Origin of the sequence: Accumulibacter sp. (genome assembly GCF_029255145.1) — a bacterium.
Taxonomy (GTDB): domain Bacteria; phylum Pseudomonadota; class Gammaproteobacteria; order Burkholderiales; family Rhodocyclaceae; genus Accumulibacter.
The window spans coordinates 26,290-48,330 of sequence record NZ_JAPUVQ010000142.1; the positions used below are offsets into that span (position 1 = coordinate 26,290).

Annotated in this window: 16 protein-coding genes and 1 tRNA gene; 15 read left to right on the forward strand and 2 right to left on the reverse strand. The window is 63.9% G+C overall.

Features of this window, described 5'->3' with window-relative positions; genetic code table 11:
• Positions 1–4: 4 nt before the first annotated feature.
• Positions 5–1,030, reverse strand: a complete 1,026-nt coding sequence (locus Q1L50_RS17460) for an efflux RND transporter periplasmic adaptor subunit (RefSeq protein WP_300341255.1) — start codon at positions 1,028–1,030, stop codon at positions 5–7.
• Positions 1,031–1,160: 130 nt separating this feature from the next.
• Between Q1L50_RS17460 and ggt the strand changes: the two genes are divergently transcribed.
• From ggt to Q1L50_RS17535, 15 genes are all read left to right on the forward strand, one after another.
• A complete protein-coding gene (gene ggt, locus Q1L50_RS17465; protein ID WP_300341258.1) occupies positions 1,161–2,957 on the forward strand; it encodes a gamma-glutamyltransferase in 1,797 nt (598 codons plus the stop codon).
• Positions 2,958–3,036: 79 nt separating this feature from the next.
• Positions 3,037–4,293 carry a DUF1615 domain-containing protein gene (locus Q1L50_RS17470; RefSeq protein WP_300341261.1) on the forward strand — a complete coding sequence of 419 codons (1,257 nt, stop codon included), beginning with the start codon at positions 3,037–3,039 and terminating at the stop codon, positions 4,291–4,293.
• A 113-nt stretch (positions 4,294–4,406) separates the two neighbouring features.
• A tRNA-Phe gene (locus tag Q1L50_RS17475) sits at positions 4,407–4,482 on the forward strand.
• A 461-nt stretch (positions 4,483–4,943) separates the two neighbouring features.
• A complete protein-coding gene (locus Q1L50_RS17480) occupies positions 4,944–5,735 on the forward strand; it encodes an ABC transporter permease (protein ID WP_300341263.1) in 792 nt (263 codons plus the stop codon).
• Positions 5,736–5,741: 6 nt separating this feature from the next.
• Positions 5,742–6,485: an ABC transporter ATP-binding protein gene (locus tag Q1L50_RS17485; RefSeq protein WP_300341266.1), complete on the forward strand. Its 744-nt coding sequence runs from the start codon at positions 5,742–5,744 to the stop codon at positions 6,483–6,485.
• A 98-nt stretch (positions 6,486–6,583) separates the two neighbouring features.
• On the forward strand, positions 6,584–8,056 hold the full coding sequence (locus Q1L50_RS17490; protein WP_300341269.1) for a glycosyltransferase family 61 protein: 1,473 nt from the start codon (positions 6,584–6,586) through the stop codon (positions 8,054–8,056).
• On the forward strand, positions 8,053–8,808 hold the full coding sequence (locus Q1L50_RS17495; RefSeq protein WP_300341272.1) for an N-acetyltransferase: 756 nt from the start codon (positions 8,053–8,055) through the stop codon (positions 8,806–8,808). The genes Q1L50_RS17490 and Q1L50_RS17495 overlap by 4 nt, the downstream gene beginning before the upstream one ends.
• A complete protein-coding gene (locus Q1L50_RS17500) occupies positions 8,805–9,218 on the forward strand; it encodes an FdtA/QdtA family cupin domain-containing protein (protein WP_300341275.1) in 414 nt (137 codons plus the stop codon). The genes Q1L50_RS17495 and Q1L50_RS17500 overlap by 4 nt, the downstream gene beginning before the upstream one ends.
• A complete protein-coding gene (locus tag Q1L50_RS17505; RefSeq protein WP_300341278.1) occupies positions 9,215–10,336 on the forward strand; it encodes a DegT/DnrJ/EryC1/StrS family aminotransferase in 1,122 nt (373 codons plus the stop codon). Before Q1L50_RS17500 ends, Q1L50_RS17505 begins: the two co-directional genes overlap by 4 nt.
• Positions 10,326–11,777 (forward strand): hypothetical protein, encoded by a 1,452-nt coding sequence (locus Q1L50_RS17510; protein ID WP_300341281.1) that lies wholly within the window; start codon positions 10,326–10,328, stop codon positions 11,775–11,777. Before Q1L50_RS17505 ends, Q1L50_RS17510 begins: the two co-directional genes overlap by 11 nt.
• 274 nt (positions 11,778–12,051) lie before the next feature.
• Entirely contained in the window at positions 12,052–12,972 is a 921-nt protein-coding gene (locus Q1L50_RS17515) for a glycosyltransferase family 2 protein (protein ID WP_300341282.1), read from the forward strand.
• Complete coding sequence (locus Q1L50_RS17520) at positions 12,962–13,858, forward strand: NAD-dependent epimerase/dehydratase family protein (protein WP_300341284.1); 897 nt, start codon at positions 12,962–12,964, stop codon at positions 13,856–13,858. Before Q1L50_RS17515 ends, Q1L50_RS17520 begins: the two co-directional genes overlap by 11 nt.
• Positions 13,855–15,777 carry a nucleoside-diphosphate sugar epimerase/dehydratase gene (locus Q1L50_RS17525; RefSeq protein WP_300341285.1) on the forward strand — a complete coding sequence of 641 codons (1,923 nt, stop codon included), beginning with the start codon at positions 13,855–13,857 and terminating at the stop codon, positions 15,775–15,777. The genes Q1L50_RS17520 and Q1L50_RS17525 overlap by 4 nt, the downstream gene beginning before the upstream one ends.
• Positions 15,778–15,920: 143 nt before the next feature.
• The gene (gene metG / locus Q1L50_RS17530) at positions 15,921–18,023 is read left to right on the forward strand and encodes a methionine--tRNA ligase (RefSeq protein WP_300341286.1); all 2,103 of its coding nucleotides are present in this window, start codon (positions 15,921–15,923) and stop codon (positions 18,021–18,023) included.
• Positions 18,024–18,029: 6 nt separating this feature from the next.
• Positions 18,030–18,290, forward strand: coding sequence for a hypothetical protein (locus Q1L50_RS17535; protein ID WP_300341288.1), 261 nt, complete (start codon positions 18,030–18,032; stop codon positions 18,288–18,290).
• Between the two features lie 631 nt (positions 18,291–18,921).
• On the opposite strand, the gene Q1L50_RS17540 is transcribed toward Q1L50_RS17535, so the two are convergent.
• Positions 18,922–21,903: a type I restriction endonuclease gene (locus Q1L50_RS17540; RefSeq protein ID WP_300341291.1), complete on the reverse strand. Its 2,982-nt coding sequence runs from the start codon at positions 21,901–21,903 to the stop codon at positions 18,922–18,924.
• Positions 21,904–22,041: the final 138 nt, after the last annotated feature.

The window sequence follows — 22,041 nt, forward strand, 5'->3', positions numbered from 1 at the left end:
GCTACTAACTCGGGCGCTTGCCGGACTTCAGCTCGACCGCCGCCTTGACCGGATCGAGGACCACCCGCTCACCGGCGTGCACACCGGCCAGCACCTCGACTTCCCGGTCACCGACCGACTCGCCCAGGCGTAGCTGGCGCAGACTCAGCGTGCCGTCCGCCAGCTGGACGTAGACCGCGGCCACGGCGCCGCGGCGGACGACGGCGGCCTGCGGGACGGTGAGCTTGCTGGCGCGGCCTAGAACGAAGTGCACCCGCGCGTGCATGCCGGGGACGATTCCGGCCATCCCGGCCGGCAGGCCAACGCGTACCGGCGAGGCGTGCGTCGCCACATCGGCGGTCGGCAGCACGGTGACGCTGCTGGCCTCGACCCATTTGCCGAGTTCGGGAAACTCGACCCTGGCCCGGACGACGCCGCGCATCTGCGCCAGGCGGTACTGCGGGATGCTGGCGGTGACCCGCAGACCGTCCGGGTCGTGAATGGTCAGCAGCGGCTTGCCGGGCGTCGCCATTTCGCCAAGCTCGGTCAGGCGCTCGGCAACGATTCCCGAGATCGGTGCGCGTACCGTCGCATGGCCTACCCCGACGGCAGTCTGTCCCCGCGCCGCCTGTGCGGCGTCCAGGTCCGCCCTGGCCTTGTCGACCGCCGCCTGGCTGACGAAACCCTGCTGGCGCAGGCTCAGCGTCCGCTGGTAGCTGGCGCGGGCATTGATGTACAGCGCCGATGCGCCGGCCGCCGCCTCGCTGGCCTCGCGGGCATCGATCTTCATCAGCAGCTCGCCTTTCTGTACCGCCTGGCCCGCGTCGACATGCACTTCGACGACCCGACCGGAAACCTGGGCCGCCAGCGTCGCCTGGTTGACCGCCTCGACGACGGCCTCGACGGGCAGCGTCAGGTCGACCGGATGCGGCTCGACGACCACCGTCGGCAGCGGCTGCGCCTGGGCAGCGAGCGAGGCGGCGCTGGCCAGCGCCGCGAGCAGCGCGCGCCACCAGGGCAATCCGGGTCGGGGATCATTGATCATGTCCATAAGCGTATCCTGATATACCGACAAAAACAAGGGGGCGCGGTCACCTTTGAGGTCGCCGTCGAGCACTTCCTCTTGACGCCTGGGCGGCTTGAATGAGACAAAGCGGAAGTCCGCTCACCCAGCTCCCGCCATGAAACGTTTCCACTTTGTCGTCCTGGTCAGCGCCTTGCTGGCCAGCGCTTGCAGCCACGCGCCGTCCGCCACCCGACCGGGCGCCTCGGGCGGCGCCGAATTCCGCCAGCCGGAGGGCGCGTCGGGTTTGATCGCCCAGCCCGGCTGGCACGGCCAGAAGTTCGCCGTCGCCACCGCGCATCCGCTGGCCAGCGAGGCCGGACTGGAAATCCTGCAAGCCGGAGGTTCGGCGGTCGATGCGGCGATTGCCGTCCAGATGGTGCTGACGCTGGTCGAACCACAGTCGAGCGGCATCGGCGGTGGCGCCTTCCTGCTGCACCACGATGGGCGGGAAACGGTCGTCTTCGACGGTCGCGAAACGGCGCCGGCAGCGGTCAACGAAACGCTGTTCATCGAGGACGGCAAGCCGATGAGTTTTCGCGAGGCGGTCGTCGGTGGTCGCGCGGTCGGTGTCCCGGGAACCGTGCGGATGCTGGAGATGGCGCACGGCGCGTACGGCAAGCTGCCCTGGGCGCGGCTCTTCGAGCCAGCGATCGAACTGGCCGAAGACGGCTTCCCGATCAGCCTGCGCCTGTACCGCCTGCTCAAGGCCGACCGCCATTTGCGCAAGGATCCGAAAGCCGGCCCGTACTTTTACGAGCGCGATGGCGAGCCACGCGCCGTCGGTACGCTATTGCGCAACGCCGAGCTGGCGAACGTCCTGCGGCGGATCGCCGCCGAGGGCTCGCGGGCGCTTTACGAAGGCGACATCGCGCAGGCAGTGGTCGATCGGGTGCACGATCATCCCGACAATCCGGGCCTGTTGAGCATGGCCGATATGGCGGCGTACCAGGCCAAGCGGCGCCAGCCGCTGTGCACCGACTACGCGCCGAGAGGCATGCGGCAGGCCCGCAGTTACCGGATTTGCGGCGTCCCGCCGCCGAGCTCCGGGGCGATCGCGATCGACCAGATCCTCGGCATCCTGAACGATACCGAGGCGCGCTTCCTGCGCTTCGATAACCCGCTCTGGATGCACTATTACACCGAAGCTGCGCGCCTGGCTTTCGCCGATCGCGCCCGCTACGTGGCCGATCCCGACTTCGTCGCGGCACCGGCCGGCAGTTGGCAGTCGCTGATCAGCCCGTCGTACCTGGCCGAAAGGGCGCGGCTGATCGGTCCGCAGAGCATGCGGGTGGCGCCTCCCGGCACGCCGTCGCCACCGACCACCCACTATTCGTCGATGCCGGAACAGATGGAGTACGGCACCTCGCATATCAGCGTGGTGGACGCCTGGGGCAACGCGCTGGCGATGACCAGCACCATCGAGGACGCTTTCGGCGCGCGCCAGATGGTGCGCGGCTTCCTGCTCAACAACGAGCTCACCGACTTCGCGTTTAGCCCCACCGACAGCAGCGGCGCGCCGATTGCCAACCGTGTCCAGCCCGGCAAACGCCCGCGCTCGTCGATGAGCCCGACGCTGGTCTTCGACAATGACAGTGGCCAGCTGGTGATGAGCGGCGGCTCGCCGGGTGGGGCAATGATCATCCACTACACGGCCAAACTGCTCTACGCGACGCTGAACTGGGGGCTGACGCCGCAGCAGGCGATCGACCTGCCCAACTTCGGCTCGCTGAACGGCCCGACGCTGCTCGAAGACCAGCGCTTCAGCCCGGCTTTCGTCGACGCCCTGAGAAGCCGCGGCCACGAGGTCAAGGAACTCGACTTGAGCAGCGGCCTGCAGGCGATTCGGAAAGGCAAGGACGGCTACACCGGCGGCGCCGACCCGCGCCGTGAAGGCAGGGTGATGGGCGAGTGAACCCTGGCGCCACTCTTGCCTTGCCGGTCCCGGCAGATGGGGTGCCGCCCTCATCGAAGATCATCACCGGCTGACCAGCGTGTCCGTCAGACCATCGTTCTGGCCGTTGCTGATCGCGGCCGCGATCGCCGGCTGCGCCACCGACGGCAGCTACGAGTCGCGCCCGTCACCAAGCCCGCGAGCGGACACTGCTCCGGCACCGCCACCCGACGCCGGACGGTCGTCGCCACCCGCTCTGCCACCGGCGACGACCGCGCCGCGACCAACGCCAGCGCCGCCCCCGCCAGCAGCCGCCCAACCGAGCGAACGCGAAGGCCGCGCGCTGCTCGACCGGCTGCTGCCGACCAACATCGGCGACCGCAGTGGCTGGGCGGGCGATATCGTGACGGCGTTCGCGGCGCTGCGGATTGTGCCAACTCCCGACAACGTCTGTGCAGCGATAGCGATTATCGCCCAGGAGTCGAGCTTCCAGGCTGACCCGCCGGTTCCCGGGCTGGCCGGCATGGTCTGGAGGGAGCTCGAAAAACGCCGCGAAAAGTACGCGCTTCCGAAAGTCGTCCTGGATCTTGCGCTGCTCAAGTCCTCACCCGACGGCAGCAGCTACAAGGCACGAATCGACGCGCTACGCACCGAAAAGCAGATGAACACGCTGTACAACGACATGATCTCCGAACTGCCCGGCGGCAAGACGCTTTTCGCCGGCTACAACCCGGTCCGTACCGGTGGGCCGATGCAGGTCAGCGTCGAGTTCGCCGAGGAGCAGATCCGCAAGCGCCCCTATCCCTACCCCCGCCGCGACAGCGTCCGCGACGAGGTATTCACTCGCCGCGGCGGCGTCTACTTCGGAATTGCCATCCTGCTTGACTACCCGACCAGTTATAGCCAGATGCTCTACCGCTTCGCCGATTTCAACGCCGGTCGCTACAGCAGCCGTAACGCGGCCTTCCAGGATGCCATCGTGCGACTCGGCGGACAGAGCCTGACGCTCGATGGCGACCTCTTGCGCTACAAGGACGGTGTTCCGGCACCTGAGACCAGCGACACCCAGCGGGCGCTGCTGGCCCTGCGCCCGCGTCTGCAACTCGGCGAGGCCGAGATCCAGCGTGATCTCAAGCTCGAGAAGACCTTTGCTTTCGAACAGTCGGCGCTCTACCAGCGGCTCTACGCCATCGCCGACGTCTCCGGCGGCGAGCGAAGACCGCGCGAGATGCTGCCCAGGATCGACCTGAGAAGCCCGAAGATCAGCCGGCAGCTGAGCACCGAGTGGTTTGCGCGCCGCGTCGACGGCCGCTATCGCCGCTGCCTGGAGCGGTACTGGAACGATCCTTCCACCTGAGACTCCAGCGCCGTACCTTGTGCACCGGATCGGCACCACCGCCGGAGGCGTAGAAAGTAGACCACGCAGTCTTTGACGACCGGGAAACGATTGGCTATACTGCCGACCTCGTTGGCCAAGTAGCTCAGTTGGTAGAGCAGCGGACTGAAAATCCGCGTGTCCGTGGTTCAATTCCGCGCTTGGCCACCAGAATGCCTGAACAGGGCCTGCCCACCCGGCAGGTCTTGTTCTCCAGCAGCCTCCCGACCTCATGTTCCCCGTGCCTTGCCGGAGCCGGAAGTTCCGAGATCGAACTCGGACGGGGGTCGAGTGGGCCCGTCTGTCGCTGATCATGGACAGCGTCGGCCGAACATCCATGCAGCGCTCCCTGATGACCCTATTCTTCACATTTCCTGAGCCGACGGTGTCATCTCACTTGCGGTGCGAGGGCGGGGCTCCGGTACTGGGTGGTGCGGCGGCGAAGACCCTGCGGATGCCTTTGCTTCGCTGACCGCGCCTGCGATGAACGACTTTGTCGATCAGGGCGAGCAGACCCCTGAGATAACCGCCGACCGCGGACCGCCACCCGACGGGCAGGATCGTGGCGGACACGCGGCCTTTGGGCTGCGGCCCGGAATCCATCGATCGACCGCGCAGCGGGAGAAGGCACAGTGATCAAGGCTGACGACAGGTCATTTTTCGGCGAACTGTATAACAGCCGAAATGTCCTGCAGCAACTTGTCGCGCAGCAGTTGATCCTGCGCTACCGGCGCACCGCACTAGGCTATCTATGGACGCTGATCAACCCCTTGCTGATGATGTCGGTGATGGCCGTGGTCTTCTCCGCGCTGTTCAAGGCCGATCTGAAGACGTTCACGGTCTTTCTGTTTGCCGGGATGATCCCGTGGAATTTCTTCAACTCGGCAGTCACCCAGTCCGGCTCGTCGTTCATCAACAATGAGGGGCTGATCAAGAAAATCTACCTGCCGAAGATCGTCTTCCCGCTGAGTGTTGCTGTCGCGCTGGTGATCGATAGCGTGCTGTCTTTCCTGGCGTTGTTCGCGATCATCATCCTGATTGGCGGCTCTCTCTCGTGGGCTGTACTGTTTACGCCGATCGCCTATCTGCTGCTGTTCCTCTTCGCCCTGGGGATTTCGCTGATCGTATCGATCACGACGGTCTTCTTTCGGGACCTGCAGCATGTGATTCTGATTGCCATGCAGGGACTGTTTTTCCTGACGCCGATCCTTTACCAGCACGACGCGCTGGTCGGGCGAGTCGGCTGGGTGGTTGGTCTGAACCCGGTAGTCCCCTTCATCGAGTTGTTCCGAGCCCCGCTCTATATGGCTACCTTGCCCAGCGCTGGCGTGATCATGCACGCCACCGTTCTCGCTTGCCTGGCGATGGCCGTTGGCCTGGTGGTTTTCAGACGGCACGAGAAGAAAATCGTTTTCAGGCTGTAGGCAGACATGTCAAGCATTCGTGTTGAAGATCTATCGATCAAATTCCGTATTTACCACGATCGCTCGCCGTCGCTGAAGGAGTATTTCGCGAACCTCTTCAAGCGGCAGCGCCCGACCGCCTATTCCGACTTCTGGGCAGTAAAGGACGTTTGCTTCGAGATCACGGCTGGCGATCGTGTAGGTATCATTGGCCATAACGGCGCCGGCAAGAGCACCTTGCTGAAAGCCTTGTGCCGGGTTTATGAGTCGTCGGACGGGAAGATTTCGGTTGCTGGGCGAATCGCTCCGCTGCTCGAAATTGGCGCCGGTTTTCATCCCGAGTTCACCGGCCGGGAAAACATCTACCTCAACGGTGCGATTCTTGGCTACAGCAAGCAGCAGCTGAATGCCATCGAACAGGAAGTAATAACCTTTGCCGGCCTGGAAGAGTTCATCGATACCCCGGTCAAGTACTACTCGACCGGGATGTATACCCGCCTGGCCTTCTCTCTGGCGACGGCGATGCACCCGGACATCCTGGTGCTGGACGAGATCTTTGCTGGCGGAGACGCCGCGTTCATGGCCAAGGCAAAGGCCAGAATGCACGACCTGATCGACAAGGCGAACATCATGATCATGGTGTCACACGACCATCTGCTGGTGAAATCACTCTGCAACCGGGTCCTGTGGATGGATCACGGCAAGCTGGTGGCCGATGGCCCACCGGAAGAGATCGTCGAACGTTACCTGGCCGGCAAGCTCGATGGATAGGTGCCGACGAACCCGGACTGCTGCTGGTCGCCGTACACGCGCTGCTGCGCCCGCGACGCACCAGCCCGGCGTCTTGACCCGCAGCGCTGGAATGAACCATGGCATTACTCCCGTCGCAAGCTGATTCAGGTGATGGCGAGGCTGCAGCACTCGCGCCCGCATGGGTTCCCGCACCTGCCGAGGACGAAGTGGCGTCGGCCGGTTCCTCGTCCGGCCGGATCAGGAATGTCGAAGCGGTCCCCGGCAAGCGCCCCGACAACTTCGTCCGGTTGCGGGAGTCATGGCTCGGACGGCTCTACATCGGACATCTGAAGCCCTACGCCGCCGTTCGCTGGGCTGTTCAATGGCTGTGGCGTCACGGCTATCCGATCTATGTCAATCAGATCGCCACCCGCGGGAAGCGGGGGCAAGCCAGGCGTTGGCGGCGGCTCACGCCGCTGCGCGCGTTCGCGACGAAAATGGCGATTCGTACCGACCAACTGGTCCCCGCAAGCCGCGTTGAAACACCCGAGCCGAGCGTCTTTCCGGCTGACGATCGCGCGTTCCTGGCTTCGCCGCATGCGCAGTACGAGTTCCCCGAGATCATCGTCGCGACGCTCGACGACGCCACCACCTACGGAGGCACCAATCTCGTCCTGGTCGGTCGCGACGACGTTGTCTGCCATGACTTGTACGATTTCGCTCGCGACTACACCAGCGAAGAACTGCACGGTCGCACCCTGATTTCTCCGCGGCGTCGGCGCATCCGATGGCTGTTGAATGATGAGGAACCGGAAGCCGTTCCGCTGGCCGCCACCTTTGTCGACGCCTGCGCCGGCAATTATGCTCATTGGCTGACCGAGGTCTTGCCGCGGATTGCTCTGTTCTGCACCGACGAGCGCTTCAAGGACGTGCCCCTGGTGGTCAATAGCGGGCTGCACGCCAATATCATGGAGTCCCTGCTGCTGGTGGCCGGAACTGACCGTGAAATCATCACCCTTGGCGTTGGCCGGGCGCTGACCGTCAAGCAACTCCATGTCACCGCGGCGGCCGGCTATGTGCCGTTCGGACGGCGCAGCAACCGGCTTTCCGGACATTCGCATGGCGTCTTCAGTCCGCCGGCTTTCGAGAGACTCCGACACGGCCTGACCACGCACCTGGGAAAAGCAGCAGGCGGATCGTGGCCGGAAAAAATATTCATTCGGCGCGCTTCGGGTCCGAGAATGCTCGCCAACAGCGCCGAGATCGAAAGGCTGATGGTCGCCAGCGGCTACGCGATCATCCAGCCCGAGACCTTGTCGTTCATGCAGCAGGTGCGCTTGTTCGCCAACGCCAGGATAGTCGTTTCGCCTACCGGAGCCGCGTTGGCCAATGCCATTTTCTGCCAACCCGGAACGCAGGTCGGGGTATTCATGGCCAAGCACGAAGAAATGATCTATCGCTACTGGTTCGACATGCTGACGCCCCTCCAGATCGGCGTCAGCTACGTCCTCGGCAATCTCGTCGAAGTCAGCAAGCTTGGCATACACGGCAATTTCACGGCCGCCCGAGCGGACGTTGCCGATTTATTGGAGGCCCTGGAACAAAGATGACCGGCGTGCACCCATCTGCCCATGTTTCGCCAAGAGCGAGGCTTGGCGACGACGTCGAGATCGGCCCGTTCTCGATCATTCACGACCATGTGGTGATCGGCAACCGGGTCAGGATCGGCGCCTACTGTGAACTGGGAATCGCGACAGCGCTAGGCGATGGCAGCCCGCTGATGATCGCCGATGACTCGCTGGTTCGATCGCACTCGGTGTTCTACGAGTCGTCGTCATTCGGCCCCGGTCTGACTACCGGTCATCACGTTACCGTGCGCGAAAAGACGATCGCTGGTCCCGGGTTTCAGATCGGAACCCTGAGCGAGATCCAGGGTGATTGCCTGATTGGCGATTACGTTCGCTTTCAGTCCAATGTCTTTGTCGGGAAAAAGACCACGATTGGCAATTTCGTCTGGATCCTGCCCTACGTGGTACTCACCAACGACCCGACTCCACCGAGCAATGTCCTGATCGGCTGTACTGTCGAGGACTATGCGAGCATTTCGGCGGCGTCGGTGGTGCTGCCGGGGGTCACCGTCGGCCATCACTCGCTGGTTGCCGCACAGTCCTGCGTCAGCCGCGACGTTCCGCCGAGCATGATCGTCGCCGGAGTGCCAGCGCGGGTGATCGGCAGTACCCATGGCATCAAGTTGCGGGATGACTCCGGGCGCGCGGCGTACCCCTGGACGCGCCACTTCACGCGCGGTTATCCGGCGACTGTCGCCGCCGGCTGGTCGGCGGACAATGGAGAACAACCGTGATCGAGAGTTGCAAGACGATTGACCTGCCGCGGATCAACGATCCGCGCGGCAACCTGACCTTCGTCGAGGCCGGGCGCCACATCCCTTTTGATATTCGCCGGGTTTACTATCTGTACGACGTTCCGGGTGGTGCCGAGCGTGGCGGACACGCGCACAAGGCTCTTCACCAGCTGATCATCGCCATGTCCGGATCATTTGACATTCATCTTGACGATGGCCGCGCGAAAAAGACCGTACACATGAATCGCAGCTATTACGGTCTCTATATCTGCCCGATGATCTGGCGCGAACTCGATAATTTTTCATCGGGTGCGGTGTGCATGGTTCTGGCCTCGAACTATTACGACGAGTTCGATTACTACCGCGACTACGGCGAATTCGTCGCCGACGCGCAGAGGATAGGCAAATGAGATTGCTTCCGTTTCTGGACCTGGGGCGCCTGCATCGGTCGATTCGTGACCCTCTCGACGAGGCTTATCGACGGGTCGTCGACTCGGGCTGGTTCATTATGGGCCCGGAACTCGAAGCCTTCGAGGCCGAGTTCGCGCGGTACTGCGAGGTACGGCACTGCATCGGCGTCGGCAACGGGCTCGAAGCGCTCCATCTCTTGCTGCGGGCATACGGCATCGGGCCCGGTGACGAAGTCATCGTTCCCTCCAACACCTTCATCGCCACCTGGCTGGCAGTGACCGAGTGCGGCGCGACGCCGGTGCCGGTGGAGCCGAACATCGAAACGCACAACATCGACCCCGGGCTGATTGCCGCAGCGCTCAGCAAGCGCACTCGGGCGATCATTCCGGTCCACCTGTACGGGCAGCCGGCGAATATGGATCCCATCAACGAACTGGCCGCCAGACACGGCCTGATCGTGATCGAGGATGCCGCGCAGGCGCAAGGTGCCCGCTACAAGGGGCGCCGCGCCGGCTCGCTTGGCGCTGCGGCGGCGACCAGCTTCTATCCCGGCAAGAACCTGGGCGCGCTCGGTGACGGTGGCGCCGTGCTGACCGACGACGACGCAATAGCCGAACAGGTCAGGCAGTTGCGCAACTACGGCTCGAAAGTGAAGTACCAGCATGATCTCGCCGGCTACAACAGTCGCCTGGACGAACTGCAGGCCGCGTTTCTGCGGACGAAACTGGCTGTTCTCGATGGCTGGAACGTCCGTCGCGGCGAGATCGCAGGCCGCTATTCGCAGCTTCTGGCGAACACCGCGATCTCCTTGCCCGCCGTACCCGACGATGCCGACCCCGTCTGGCACCTCTATGTCATCCGCAGCAAGAATCGGGACGCCCTGAAAGCGAACCTGGAGCAGCAAGGGATAGCGACGGTGATCCACTATCCGGTTCCTCCACATCGGCAAGGGTGCTATCCGGAATTCGCCGGACGGCAATTGCCGGTCAGCGAGACGCTGGCCAATGAAGTCCTCAGCCTGCCAATGGACCCCCTGATGACCTTCGCCGACGTTGAGCGCGTGGCCGACGCGATACGCAACTTCGCGTCTGTCGACGGGGAAATGCTTGGCCAGTGATTCCTGCAAGTCGCTGCACTCCCTGACCGAGCGGCTGGCGATCGCCATCGGTCAGGGTGAACTGGATCACGCACTGCGTGCCATCCACGACTTTGTCGAGCGGATCATTACCGAGCCGCTGTGCACTTCCCAGGTCTATGGGTCGAGGAAGCTCGACGAGCTCTGCCAGAAAATCGGAAGAGCCAACCTGGAGGCGATCGGCGCGCCTCCGGGCGACGCCGCGGATCCCCCGCCCGAGTCGCGGCTGGTCGTGTACATCGTCACCAGGTTGCAGAAGTCGGGTGGTCACTCCCGCGTCATCGAGGACTTCATCGCCGCGCAACCCGAAGCGCGACATCTGATCCTGGCCACCGATCTTGGCGGGAAGTCGGATATCGACTATCTGCTGAACGGTGTCGGCAAGAATTCCAAAGTGCTTCTTGAAGGCGCCGGCGCGGGCAATTTCCAGCAGCGCCTGACCTGGTTGCAAAGCCGCCTGCTGAAGACCAGACCGCACAAGGTCTACCTGTTCAACCACCATCAGGACAGCGTTGCGGTCGCCGCGGTACAGCCGGCGATGAAGATTGATGGAAGCTTTTATCATCACGGCGACCATCAATTGTGCCTGGGCGTCCTCTTGTCGCACCTGCAGCACATCGACCTGCACCCGATGGGTTATCACACCTGCCGCGAGGTGCTGGGCATCGACAACACCTACATCCCGCTGACCGCCGACGACAAGGGAGATCGCCCGAGCGACTGGCCGTTCATGCCCGCTGGCCGGCTCACCACCTGCACGGCGGCCCGCTCGAACAAGGTTGAAGTGCCGTATTTCGTGAGTTATCTCGAACTCGTTCCCGAGCTTCTGAAAGCGACCGGCGGCAAACATATCCACATCGGTCGCCTGACCCCCTGGGCGCTGTTCAGGATCCGCCGTGGCTTGAAGCGCCGGGGAATTGCGGCTGAACGCTTCATCTACACGCCCTGGGTTCCCAGCGTCTGGAAAGCGCTGCACGAATTTCGCGTTGATCTCTACGTAGCGTCGTTTCCCTACGGCGGCGGCTTGACGCTGATCGAAGTGATGGGCGCAGGGATTCCCCTGGCCCTGCATCGGCACATCTTTTCAAAGGTTGTGAGCGGGATCGGGCTGGCCTATCGTGGGGCTTTCAGCTGGCGCTTCCCCGAGGACTTGCTCGCTTACTGCGGTTCGGTAACGGTCAGCGACCTGGTGCAGGCCGGCCGGGCTGGCCGCCGGCAGTACGAAACCTTCCATCGTCCCGAACGGCTGCAGGCGATCCTGAACGGAACGGCCGGCGAGCAAGCGGTGCCTGACGATGCATCGGACGATTTCGTCGTCGAGGCGGACGAATTCGCATCATGGATGGAACGTCAGCTGAGCCTGGGGCGGGTGCTTGCACGGGCGGCTTATCGGGGATTCAGGCGCTTGAGATCCTGGTGGTAAAGCGCATCGATCCGTGCTGGTAACGGCCGCTGAGCTGATCAATGCGCCAGAGGGCAAGCAAGCGATGTTTACGGGGCAAGGCACGGCGCCCTACAATGGGCGGCGGCATCCGGTGCTGCCGGGGAGCGCCCGCACCGCGTGAACAAGGCCCACCAGCCAGCGCACCTGGCGGACCGTGCAGTTCATGTAGCACCTAGATAGCAATGCTTGATCCGACGCATCATAGGCCGAAGCCTGTTCAGAGGTTCTCCAAATTCCCGCAGGTCATTCCAACGTGAGTTCTCCAGGACGAGCCGCCGCTGTCGACGTGATTGTTGTCAATTACAACGCTGGCGGCCTGCTGGTCGACTGCGTTCGCTCGCTGCTGATAGATGAGGTTCACCAGATTATCGTGGTCGATAATCGCTCGTCCGATGACAGCGTCGCGCGTCTGGAAGGCCTGTCCGTCGCGGCCGGCACGCTGAAGATCATTCGTAACGACCGCAATCTCGGTTTTTCGGCGGCGTGCAACATCGGCGCTCTGGCGTCCGCGGCGGACTACCTGCTGTTCTTCAACCCGGACGCGACACTCGATGCACAGGCCTTGTCGCGGATGCTCGCGGTCTTTGACGACGACGAGCGGGTCGGCATGGTCGGCGGCATGCTCTGCAATCCCGATGGCTCGGAGCAACCGGGCGGCCGGCGGACGTTCCCGACGCCCGGACGCGCCTTCTTTCGCGCCTTTGGCTTGTCCTGGCTGCAACGGGTCTCGCCGCGCCTGTTTCCCGACTTCCTCCTGCACCAATCGCCACTCCCTGCGAAAGCGGTTGCGGTCGAAGCGATCTCCGGTGCCTGCATGCTGGTCAAGCGCGCAGCCATCGACGACGTCGGGCTGTGGGACGAGGCCTATTTCCTCCACTGCGAGGATCTCGACTGGTGCATGCGATTCTCGCAGAAGGGCTGGCGGGTGATGTTCGTTCCCGGTGCGCGCGTGCTGCACGTGTGGGGTGGCTGCAGTCGCAGCCGACCGATCTTCGTCGAGTGGCACAAGCACCACGGCATGCTGCGCTTCTATCGCAAGTTCTACCGTCAGCGCTACCCCGGCCTGCTGTGGTGGCTGGTGGTGGCGGGGGTGTGGCTGCGATTCGCCATGCTTGCCGGTTACTACAGCGTTCGCCACGGCTGCCGGAAGCTGGGGATGGCCCGTGCCGGCTGAACCGCCCGTCGGCGTCCTCGGCGCGACCAGCCCGGTTGGCGAATGCCTGTTGGCGCAACTGGCACAAGCGGGTCGGCAGGCGCAGGCGTACTCGCGGAGCCCGCGCGTCGATCCACCGGGCGGAGCTGTCGAATGGCGCCAATTGCCGGACCCGCGCTCCCGCTCATCGCACGCCTCGAACCCGGAGGACGGCGACAGCCCGCGCTGCTGGATCTGTGCCGCGCCAGTCTGGGTGCTGCCAGAGCATTTCGCGCTCCTGGAAACGCATCAGGCGCGGCGCGTGCTGGCGCTGTCTTCGACCAGTCGCTTCACCAAGCAGGACTCGGCCGACCCGCACGAGAACGCCGTGGCGCGTCGCTTGGCTGACGCGGAGAGCCGCTTTCAGACTTGGGCGGAGAGTCGCGGCGTCGAGTGGGTGATCCTGCGCCCGACGCTGATCCATGGCCTCGGTCGCGACAAGAACCTCTGCGAAATCGCCCGCATCATACGCCGCTTCGGTTTCTTTCCGCTGCTCGGCAGCGCACACGGTCTGCGCCAGCCGATTCACGCGCAGGACGTCGCCACTGCCTGCCTGGCGGCCTTGCGCGCGCCGGCGACCGCGAATCGCGCGTACAACATTTCCGGTGGCAGTACCGTCGCCTACCGGCAGATGGTCGAGCAGGTCTTTGCCGCGCTCGGCCGCCGGCCGCACCTGCTGCGGGTACCTTTATGGGCTTTCGGCGGTGCCGTTGCCCTGATACGCTGCCTGCCGCGCTACCGGCACTGGTCGACGGCCATGGCCGAGCGCATGAACAGCGACCTGGTGTTCGATCACAGCGACGCGGTTCGCGATTTCGGGTTTTCGCCGAGGGTGTTCGCTCCGACCAGCGAGGACCTGGCGAGATGACCCGCTGGCGCCTTCCCGCGGGCATCTCCAGTTACCTGGTGCTGATGACCCGTCCGACCAAGCAGGGCCTGATGCTGCTGGCGGATGCGCTGGTTCTGGCCTTTGCCGTCTGGGCGGCGTACGCCGTTCGCCTGGGCGAATGGTTCGTCCCGAACCGTTCGCAAGTGCTGTTGATGGTCGTCGCGCCGATCCTGGCGATGCCGGTCTTCCTCAAGCTGGGACTCTACCGCTCGGTGATCCGCTACCTCGGCGAGCAGGCGCTGTGGTCGGTGCTCAAGGGCATGTCGCTGGCCGCGCTGCTGTGGGCGGTATTGGCCTTCATGACCCAGATGACCGGCCTGCAGGGCGTACCGCGGGCGGTGCCGCTGCTCTACTGGCTGATCGGCTTCGCGCTGGTGGCGGGTTCACGCTTCGGCGCGCGCTGGCTGCTGTGGCTGCCTACGCGCAGCCGCTTTTCGGGCAAACAGGTGCTGATCTACGGCGCCGGCGACGCCGGGCGGCAACTGGCGGAGTCCTTGCGCCGCGGGCGGGAGCTGTTCCCGGCGGGCTTCCTCGACGACGACCAGGCGCTGCACGGCAAGGACGTCGGTGGCTTGCGGGTCTATCCGCCGGCGCACCTGTCGACGCTGCTTGAACGCTTCGATATCCACGACGTGATCGTCACCCTGCCGTCTGTGTCCAGCGCCCGCCGCCGTGAAGTGGTGGCCTTCCTGGAGCACCACCCGGTGCGGGTGCGCATCCTGCCGGCGCTGACCGATATTGCCAACGGCCGGCACCTGGTCAACATGGTCCGCGAAGTCGACATCGGTGACCTGCTCGGTCGCGACCCGGTGGCGGCCGACCCGACCCTGCTCGGGCGCTGCATCACCGGCAAGGCGGTGCTGGTCACCGGCGCCGGCGGCTCGATTGGCTCGGAGCTGTGTCGGCAGATCGCCGCCCTGCAACCGCGCAGCGTAATCCTGCTCGAAGCCAGCGAGCATGCGCTGTACCAGATCCACCGCGTCCTGCAAGGCGTTCTGGGTTGCGAGTTGGTGCCCTGTCTTGGCTCGGTGGGCGACGCCGGTCTGGTATCGCGTTTGCTGGCCAGGCACCGGATCGCGACCATTTACCACGCTGCCGCGCACAAGCACGTGCCAATGGTCGAGGCCAACGTCCTGGCCGGAGCACGCAACAACGTCCTGGGCACCCTGACGCTGGCCAGCGCGGCATTTGACGCCGGGGTCGAAACCTTCGTGCTGGTTTCCACCGACAAGGCCGTTCGCCCGACCAACATCATGGGCGCCAGCAAGCGCTGGGCGGAACTCGTCGTCCAGGGGTTCGCCAGGCAGGCGGCGGCGCGCGGGACCGGGCAGCGGTTCTGCGCCGTACGCTTCGGCAACGTCCTGGGGTCTTCGGGCTCGGTCATTCCACTGTTCAAGGAACAGATCGCCCAGAGTGGGCCGGTGACCGTCACCCATGCCGACGTCACCCGCTACTTCATGTCCATCCATGAAGCGGTGCAATTGGTCATCCAGACCGGCAGTCTGGCCAGCGGTGGCGAAATCTTTCTGCTCGACATGGGCGACCCGGTACGGATCGTCGACCTGGCGCGCAACATGATTCGTCTGGCTGGCTATACGGTTCGCGACGACGACAACCCCGAAGGCGACATCGAGATCATCATCACCGGCCTGCGCCCCGGTGAAAAGCTCTACGAGGAACTGTTGATCGCCAGCAGCAACGCGGTCGCCACCAGTCACCCGAAGATCATGAAAGCCGACGAGCCGTCGCTCGATCCGGAGCCTCTGGCCGCGCTCATCGAACAGTTGCGGGCGGCGCTGCGCAACAGCGACGAAGAGGCCGTGCGGACCATGCTGATGCGCGTCGCCGGCGACCCGGACTGCAGCCCCCAGACTGCTGCTGGCGCCATGCAGACGTAGCAGTCGGCGCCAGCGCGGCGAGACCGCGACCGCCGCCAGCGGGGCAGCAGCGCCGCACACGGCCGCTGCTTTCCTCGCCAATCCCGGCCCAGCCTGCGCCCCCTTTGATAGAATGCCGCTTTGCCCCGATTGCGCCAAGCGCCATGAGCCGCAAGATCCTCGTCACCTCCGCCCTGCCGTATGCCAACGGCGCGATCCATCTTGGTCATCTGGTCGAATACATCCAGACCGACATCTGGGTTCGTTTCCAGAAGATTCGCGGCCACCAGTGCTGGTACGTTTGTGCCGACGACACGCATGGCACGCCAGTCATGCTGCGCGCGGAGAAGGAAGGGATCACGCCGGAGGCGCTGATCGAGCGCGTTCATGCCGAGCACACCCGCGACTTCGCTGGCTTTCACGTCGGCTTCGACAACTACTACAGCACGCATTCCGAGGAAACCCGTGCCTGCGCCAACGAAATCTACGCCCGCCTGCAGGCCGCCGGGCTGATCGAGACGCGCGTCATCGAGCAGTATTACGACCCGCTCAAGCGGATGTTTCTGCCCGATCGCTACATCAAGGGCGACTGCCCGAAGTGTGGCGCGCGCGACCAGTACGGCGACAACTGCGAGAACTGCGGCGCGGCGTACACCGCCAACGAGCTGCACAACCCCTATTCGGTCGTTTCCGGCGCCAAGCCGGAGTTGCGCCAATCCGAGCACTACTTCTTCCGACTCTCCGACCGCCGCTGCCAGGGCTTTCTGCGGCGCTGGACGCAGGGCGAGGGCCGCCTGCAGAGCGAGGCGGCGAACAAGCTGCAGGAGTGGCTGGGAGAAGTCGGCGAGAGCAAGCTGACGGACTGGGACATCTCGCGCGAAGCGCCGTATTTCGGCTTCGAGATTCCCGGTGCGCCGGGCAAGTACTTCTACGTCTGGCTCGATGCGCCGATCGGCTACATGGGAGCGTTCAAGAATCTGTGCGCCCGCGAAGGCCTTGATTTCGACGAATACTGGGGCCCGGATTCGAACACCGAGCTGTACCACTTCATCGGTAAGGACATCCTCTACTTCCACGCGCTGTTCTGGCCGGCCGAGCTGCAACACGCCGGTTATCGGACGCCAAGCAAGATCTTCGCGCACGGCTTTCTGACCGTCGATGGCGCCAAGATGTCGAAGTCGCGGGGCACTTTCATCACCGCCGAGAGCTATCTGGCACAGGGCCTCGACCCGGAGTGGCTGCGCTACTACTACGCGGCCAAGCTGTCGAGCTCAATGGAGGACATCGACCTCAACCTTGACGACTTCATCGCCCGGGTCAATTCGGATCTGGTCGGCAAGTTCGTGAACATCGCCAGCCGCGCGGCCGGCTTCATCGTCAAGCGCTTCGCCGGCCAGTTGTGTACCTGCGACGAATCGCTGCCGGCGATCCAGGCCATCCGCGATCGCTCGCCACAGATCGCCGATCACTACGAAGCGCGCGAATTCAGCAAGGCGATCCGCGAAATCATGGCGCTCACCGACATCGCCAACCAGTACGTCGACAGCGTCAAACCCTGGGAACTCGCCCGCCAACCTGGTCGCGAGAGCGAACTGCAGGTGGCGTGCACCAGCGCCATCAACCTTTTCCGACTGCTGGCGATACTGCTCAAGCCGGTCTTGCCGGCGCTTGCCGCCAAAGCCGAAGCCTTCCTCAACGTCGCGCCCTTCGTCTGGCAGGACGGCCACACCGTCCTTGCTGCCGGGCATGCGATCAACGCCTACCAGCACCTGCTGACGCGCGTCGACAAGAAACAGGTTGACGCGCTGATCGACGCCAACCGCCAGTCGCTCGGCGCCACGCCGCCTTCGGTGCCGCCAGCAGCGGGCGAACCGCAGCCCGAACGGCCGGCGGACGAGCCGAGTGCCGCCGTCGCTGGGCTTGGCGGCACGCAGATCGGCATCGATGACTTCCTGACCGTCGACCTGCGGATCGCCCGCATCGTCGAGGCAAACCGCGTCGAAGGTGCCGACAAACTCGTTAGGCTGTTGCTCGACATCGGCCCGCTCGGCACCCGGCAGGTGTTTGCCGGCATCAAGGCGGCGTACGAGCCGCCTGCGCTGGTCGGCCGGCTGACAGTGATGGTCGCCAACCTGGCGCCGCGCAAGATGAAGTTCGGCGTTTCGGAAGGCATGATCCTCGCCGCGTCCGACGCCGACGGCCAGACTCCCGGGATCTTCCTGCTCTCCGCTGATGCGGGTGCCGAACCCGGCATGCGCGTCAAGTGAGCCGGCATGGATAGCCGGGGACGCCCGCGCGTCACCCTCAAAGTGATGTTCTTCGCGCTGCTCGACGGCGCCGGCATCGTCATTCTGGCGAGTGGCGCGATGTGGTTGTTCAGAGGCCAGACCTTGTTCATTCCCGACTTTCCGACCAGCGTGCCGACGGCCGTGATCACCGTCGTCGCTGGAATTGCCCTGATGCTCTGGGCAACCGCCCAGATCCTTCGCGAGCTGATCCAGTCCACGGCTGCAGGCGGCGCCGACGGATCCTGACGGCAAGCCTGGCAAACAGCCGGCCTGTCGTCTTGGCGCCGGTGGACGGTGGCATGCATTCCCGTTTCTCCTGGAGCAGCACATGGCTAGGCCTTCGCGAGCGGCGGATCTTTGTCGTGGTTATTCGACATCCTCCCGGCACTCGCTGCGGCGGTGCCGGTCGGCCCGCTGTGGGGGACCCTGGCCGCCGCCAACACCGCTGCTTGACATGGGCGTTGATCGCCCGATAAGCCGGGCCGACTGACCCAGGCAGAAGTAATTCGCCCAGCCAGTCAGTTTGCGGTGCCAGGCGAGCCTGGCCTTATGCAGCTGGTTGGCGGCGTCCAGGACTCACCATCGGCAACGGCCACGACGCGGCCGGTCCGCAAGTCGCCATCGTTCCGCTGATCGTTCCGCCTCCCCGGATACAAGCATTCCCAGAGCATCATCAATCGGCCGAATCCCCTATGAATGCTTGGTGCCCGGTCGGAATCGACTCCCTCTCCGGAAGCTTTGCCAGTAGCCTGGCTACGCATAACGCATTTTCGGGTTACCCCGAAATTTAACCCGCTTTTTGCGGCGCGGCCCCCTCTGATCTGCCACCGCGTTACCAAGAACGCCACCAGCTGCCGTTACGAGACTGGGGGGGGCGTTACCTGCTGGTCGTCCTCGCGAAAGACAATCGCTCGTAGACCTGGCTGCCCAACCACTTCGATACCAGCTCCTGCATTTCTGGTTTACCCATGTAATCGGTGAACAGTTCCTCGTTCAGCTCCATTCGCTCGATAAACAGCGACTCCAGCACCTGCCTGAACACCAGCTGAAACTTGTCGAGGGAGTTGACCTCGGCCGCCTTCTGCAGCGACTCGTTCACGCTCGCCGCTTCGGCGATCTGGTCGAAGAACAGTTGATCCGCTTCGTTGAGCTCACCACCGAAGCGCTGGTTGATGATGTCGATCAGGCGCGACAACGACACGTGTTCTTCGCGCACCATGCCCGACCCCACCTCGCGCGGGCCATCCAGCGGTTTGGCATAGCCCTCGTTCAGGCTGATCGATCCTTCGCTGATCTTCTGCAGGCGGTAGTAGTCGAGTTCGACCTCCTCATCGAACTGGTAGCCGGGGCCGTTCTTGCGCTTTGGCAGCTTCAAGGCCAGATGCCGCAGGTAGGTAAACAGCTTCTCAAGATCACTGTCCTGGTACGGAATGACCTGACTCAGAAAACTGTAGAGGTTGCGAAAGGCCTGCAACTTGCCACGCCAAAGTTCAGCTTCTTCCTCCGCGCTTTCCTGAAGCTGCTTGAAGCGTGCCGCCGCCTGGTCCAGCAGCGCATTCATGGCTTTGTGGTCGCCCGGGCTTTGCCGGCGCTTGGGTGCAAAGAAGATGAGCGAAAACTCGCCGACCTCGGTTTGCAGATAGATCCCGGAGGCGTCCAGATCCGCCTTGACCTCGTAGAGCTTGTCTGGATCGACCTGTTCGCCCATCACCGAGCCGTCGTAATACTGGCGGAAGGCCTCCTGGATCTCGGCGGGATCATTGACGAAATCAAGCACGAAGGTCTCGTCTTTCAGGGGGTGCGTGCGGTTCAGCCGCGACAGGGTCTGCACCGCCTGAATACCCGACAGGCGCTTGTCCACGTACATCGTGTGCAACAGCGGCTGATCGAAGCCGGTCTGGTACTTCTCGGCCACCAACAGCACACGATATTCCGGCTTGGCAAATTTGTCGGGGAGCTCCTTCTCCTTCAGGCCGCCGTTCATCTCCACTTCGGTGTAGGTCTTCTCGGCAATCTTGTCGTCTTCCACGGTGCCCGAGAACGCCACCAGGCTCCTGATCGGATAGCTCTTCTCCTGAATGTAGCGATCGAATTCCTGCTTGTAGCGCACTGCTTCCAGCCGCGATCCAGTCACCACCATCGCCTTGGCATGCCCACCGATCTTGTGGCGCGTGAAGTGCTGAAAATGCTCGACCATCACCTCGGTCTTCTGACCGATGTTGTGCGGGTGCAGGCGCATGAACCGGGCCAGCGCCCTGGCCGCCTTCTTGCGCTCGACGTTGGGGTCGTCCTCGGCCTTCTTGATCAGCTTGTAGTAGGTCTTGTAGCTGACGTAGCTTTTCAGCACGTCCTCGATGAAGCCTTCCTCGATGGCCTGGCGCATGGTGTAGCGGTGGCAGGGCTCGCCATGGCGGCCGAAGATCGCCAGCGTCTTGTGTTTGGGCGTGGCGGTGAAGGCAAAGAAACTCATGTTCGGCTGCTGGCCGCGTTTGGCCATCGAGCGGAACAGCCGCTCCAGTTCGACCTCGCCTTCCTCTTCAGCCATCGCCTGAGCCTTGCGGCGCAGTTCGGCGCCACCCAGCACACCCTTAAGCTCCGTCGCCGTTTCGCCGGATTGCGAGCTGTGGGCCTCGTCGATGATCACCGCGTACTTGCGGGTCGGCAGATGGCTCTTGCTGCCTTCCCCGCGCTCCTCGCTCAGCTTGGCCAACTGCCCGGACACGAAGGGGAATTTCTGCAAGGTGGTGATGATGATCGGCACGCCGGCTTCGAGCGCCCCGGCGAGTTGGCGCGAGTCCTCGTCGATCTTCTGCACCACGCCCTGACGGTGGTCGAACTGGTAGATCGTGTTCTGCAGCTGGCGGTCGAGCACCACGCGGTCGGTGATGACCACGACGCTGTCGAACAGCCGCTCGTCGCGTTCGTTGTGCAAGCTGGATAGCCGATGCGCCAGCCACGCGATGGTATTGCTCTTGCCACTGCCGGCCGAGTGCTCGACCAGATAATTGTGCCCCACGCCCTCGCTGGCCGCCGCCGCCACCATTTGACGCACCGCCTGCAACTGGTGATAGCGCGGGAAGATCAGGCTTTCCTTCCGGACCTTCTTGCCGTCGTCCGCCACCGTCTCCTGCGCATCCACATGCAGAAAGCGGGCAAGCAGGTCGAGCAGACTGTCGCGCTGCAGCACTTCTTCCCACAGGTAGGCCGTCTTGTAGTTGCGCCCTTCGCGGTCGGGTGGGTTGCCGGCGCCGCCGTCCATCCCCCGGTTGAAGGGTAGGAAATAGGTTGCCGAGCCAGCCAGGCGCGTGGTCATGTGCACCTCTTCGGTGTCCACCGCGAAATGTACCTGGGTGCGTTTGGTGAAGGCGAAGATCGGCTCGCGCGGGTCGCGGTGCTGGCGATACTGGTGGATCGCGTTGGCGGCGGTCTGGCCGCTGAGCGGGTTCTTGAGTTCCAGCGTGACCATCGGAATGCCATTGACCGACAGCACTACATCCAGCGATTGTTCCGAACGCGGGCTGAAATGCAGCTGGCGGGTCAGCCCCAGGCCATTGGCCCGATAGCGCCCCTCCAGATCCGGGTTCAAGCCGTGCGCGGGGCGAAAGAAGGCTATGCGCAGCGTCTTGCCGAAGCACTTGAAGCCGTGGCGCAGGGTGGTCAACGCGCCATGGGCGTCCAGCCACTTGCACAGCGATTCCAGCACGCGGGCGCCAGTTTGTTCGCCGTGCAGCGCCTCCAGTTTTTCCCATACCTTGGCCTGGGTAGCCTGAATGAACGCCAGCGCCTCATCCGGGAAGATTGCGCGTTCGCGGTCGAAGCCCTTGCCGTCGACCCGCGCATACCCCCCGGCCAGCAACACCGACTCGATGGCGGTCTCCCCCTGTGTCAGACTAGTTGTCGCCTCGATAGGATCTGAAACCGGGGGCAATGACGAGGTGAGGAAATGGCAAGATACGGACAAGTGATGAAGGATCGGGTGGTAGCGAAGCTGCTACCA

Excerpts from the sequence above, each read along its gene's own strand:
- Q1L50_RS17535 (WP_300341288.1), top strand. The coding sequence starts at position 18,030 with ATGGATAGCCGGGGACGCCCGCGCGTCACCCTCAAAGTGATGTTCTTC.
- ggt (WP_300341258.1), top strand. The coding sequence starts at position 1,161 with ATGAAACGTTTCCACTTTGTCGTCCTGGTCAGCGCCTTGCTGGCCAGC.
- Q1L50_RS17495 (WP_300341272.1), top strand. The coding sequence starts at position 8,053 with ATGACCGGCGTGCACCCATCTGCCCATGTTTCGCCAAGAGCGAGGCTT.
- Q1L50_RS17485 (WP_300341266.1), top strand. The coding sequence starts at position 5,742 with ATGTCAAGCATTCGTGTTGAAGATCTATCGATCAAATTCCGTATTTAC.
- Q1L50_RS17525 (WP_300341285.1), top strand. The coding sequence starts at position 13,855 with ATGACCCGCTGGCGCCTTCCCGCGGGCATCTCCAGTTACCTGGTGCTG.
- metG (WP_300341286.1), top strand. The coding sequence starts at position 15,921 with ATGAGCCGCAAGATCCTCGTCACCTCCGCCCTGCCGTATGCCAACGGC.
- Q1L50_RS17490 (WP_300341269.1), top strand. The coding sequence starts at position 6,584 with ATGGCATTACTCCCGTCGCAAGCTGATTCAGGTGATGGCGAGGCTGCA.
- Q1L50_RS17460 (WP_300341255.1), bottom strand. The coding sequence starts at position 1,030 with ATGGACATGATCAATGATCCCCGACCCGGATTGCCCTGGTGGCGCGCG.
- Q1L50_RS17505 (WP_300341278.1), top strand. The coding sequence starts at position 9,215 with ATGAGATTGCTTCCGTTTCTGGACCTGGGGCGCCTGCATCGGTCGATT.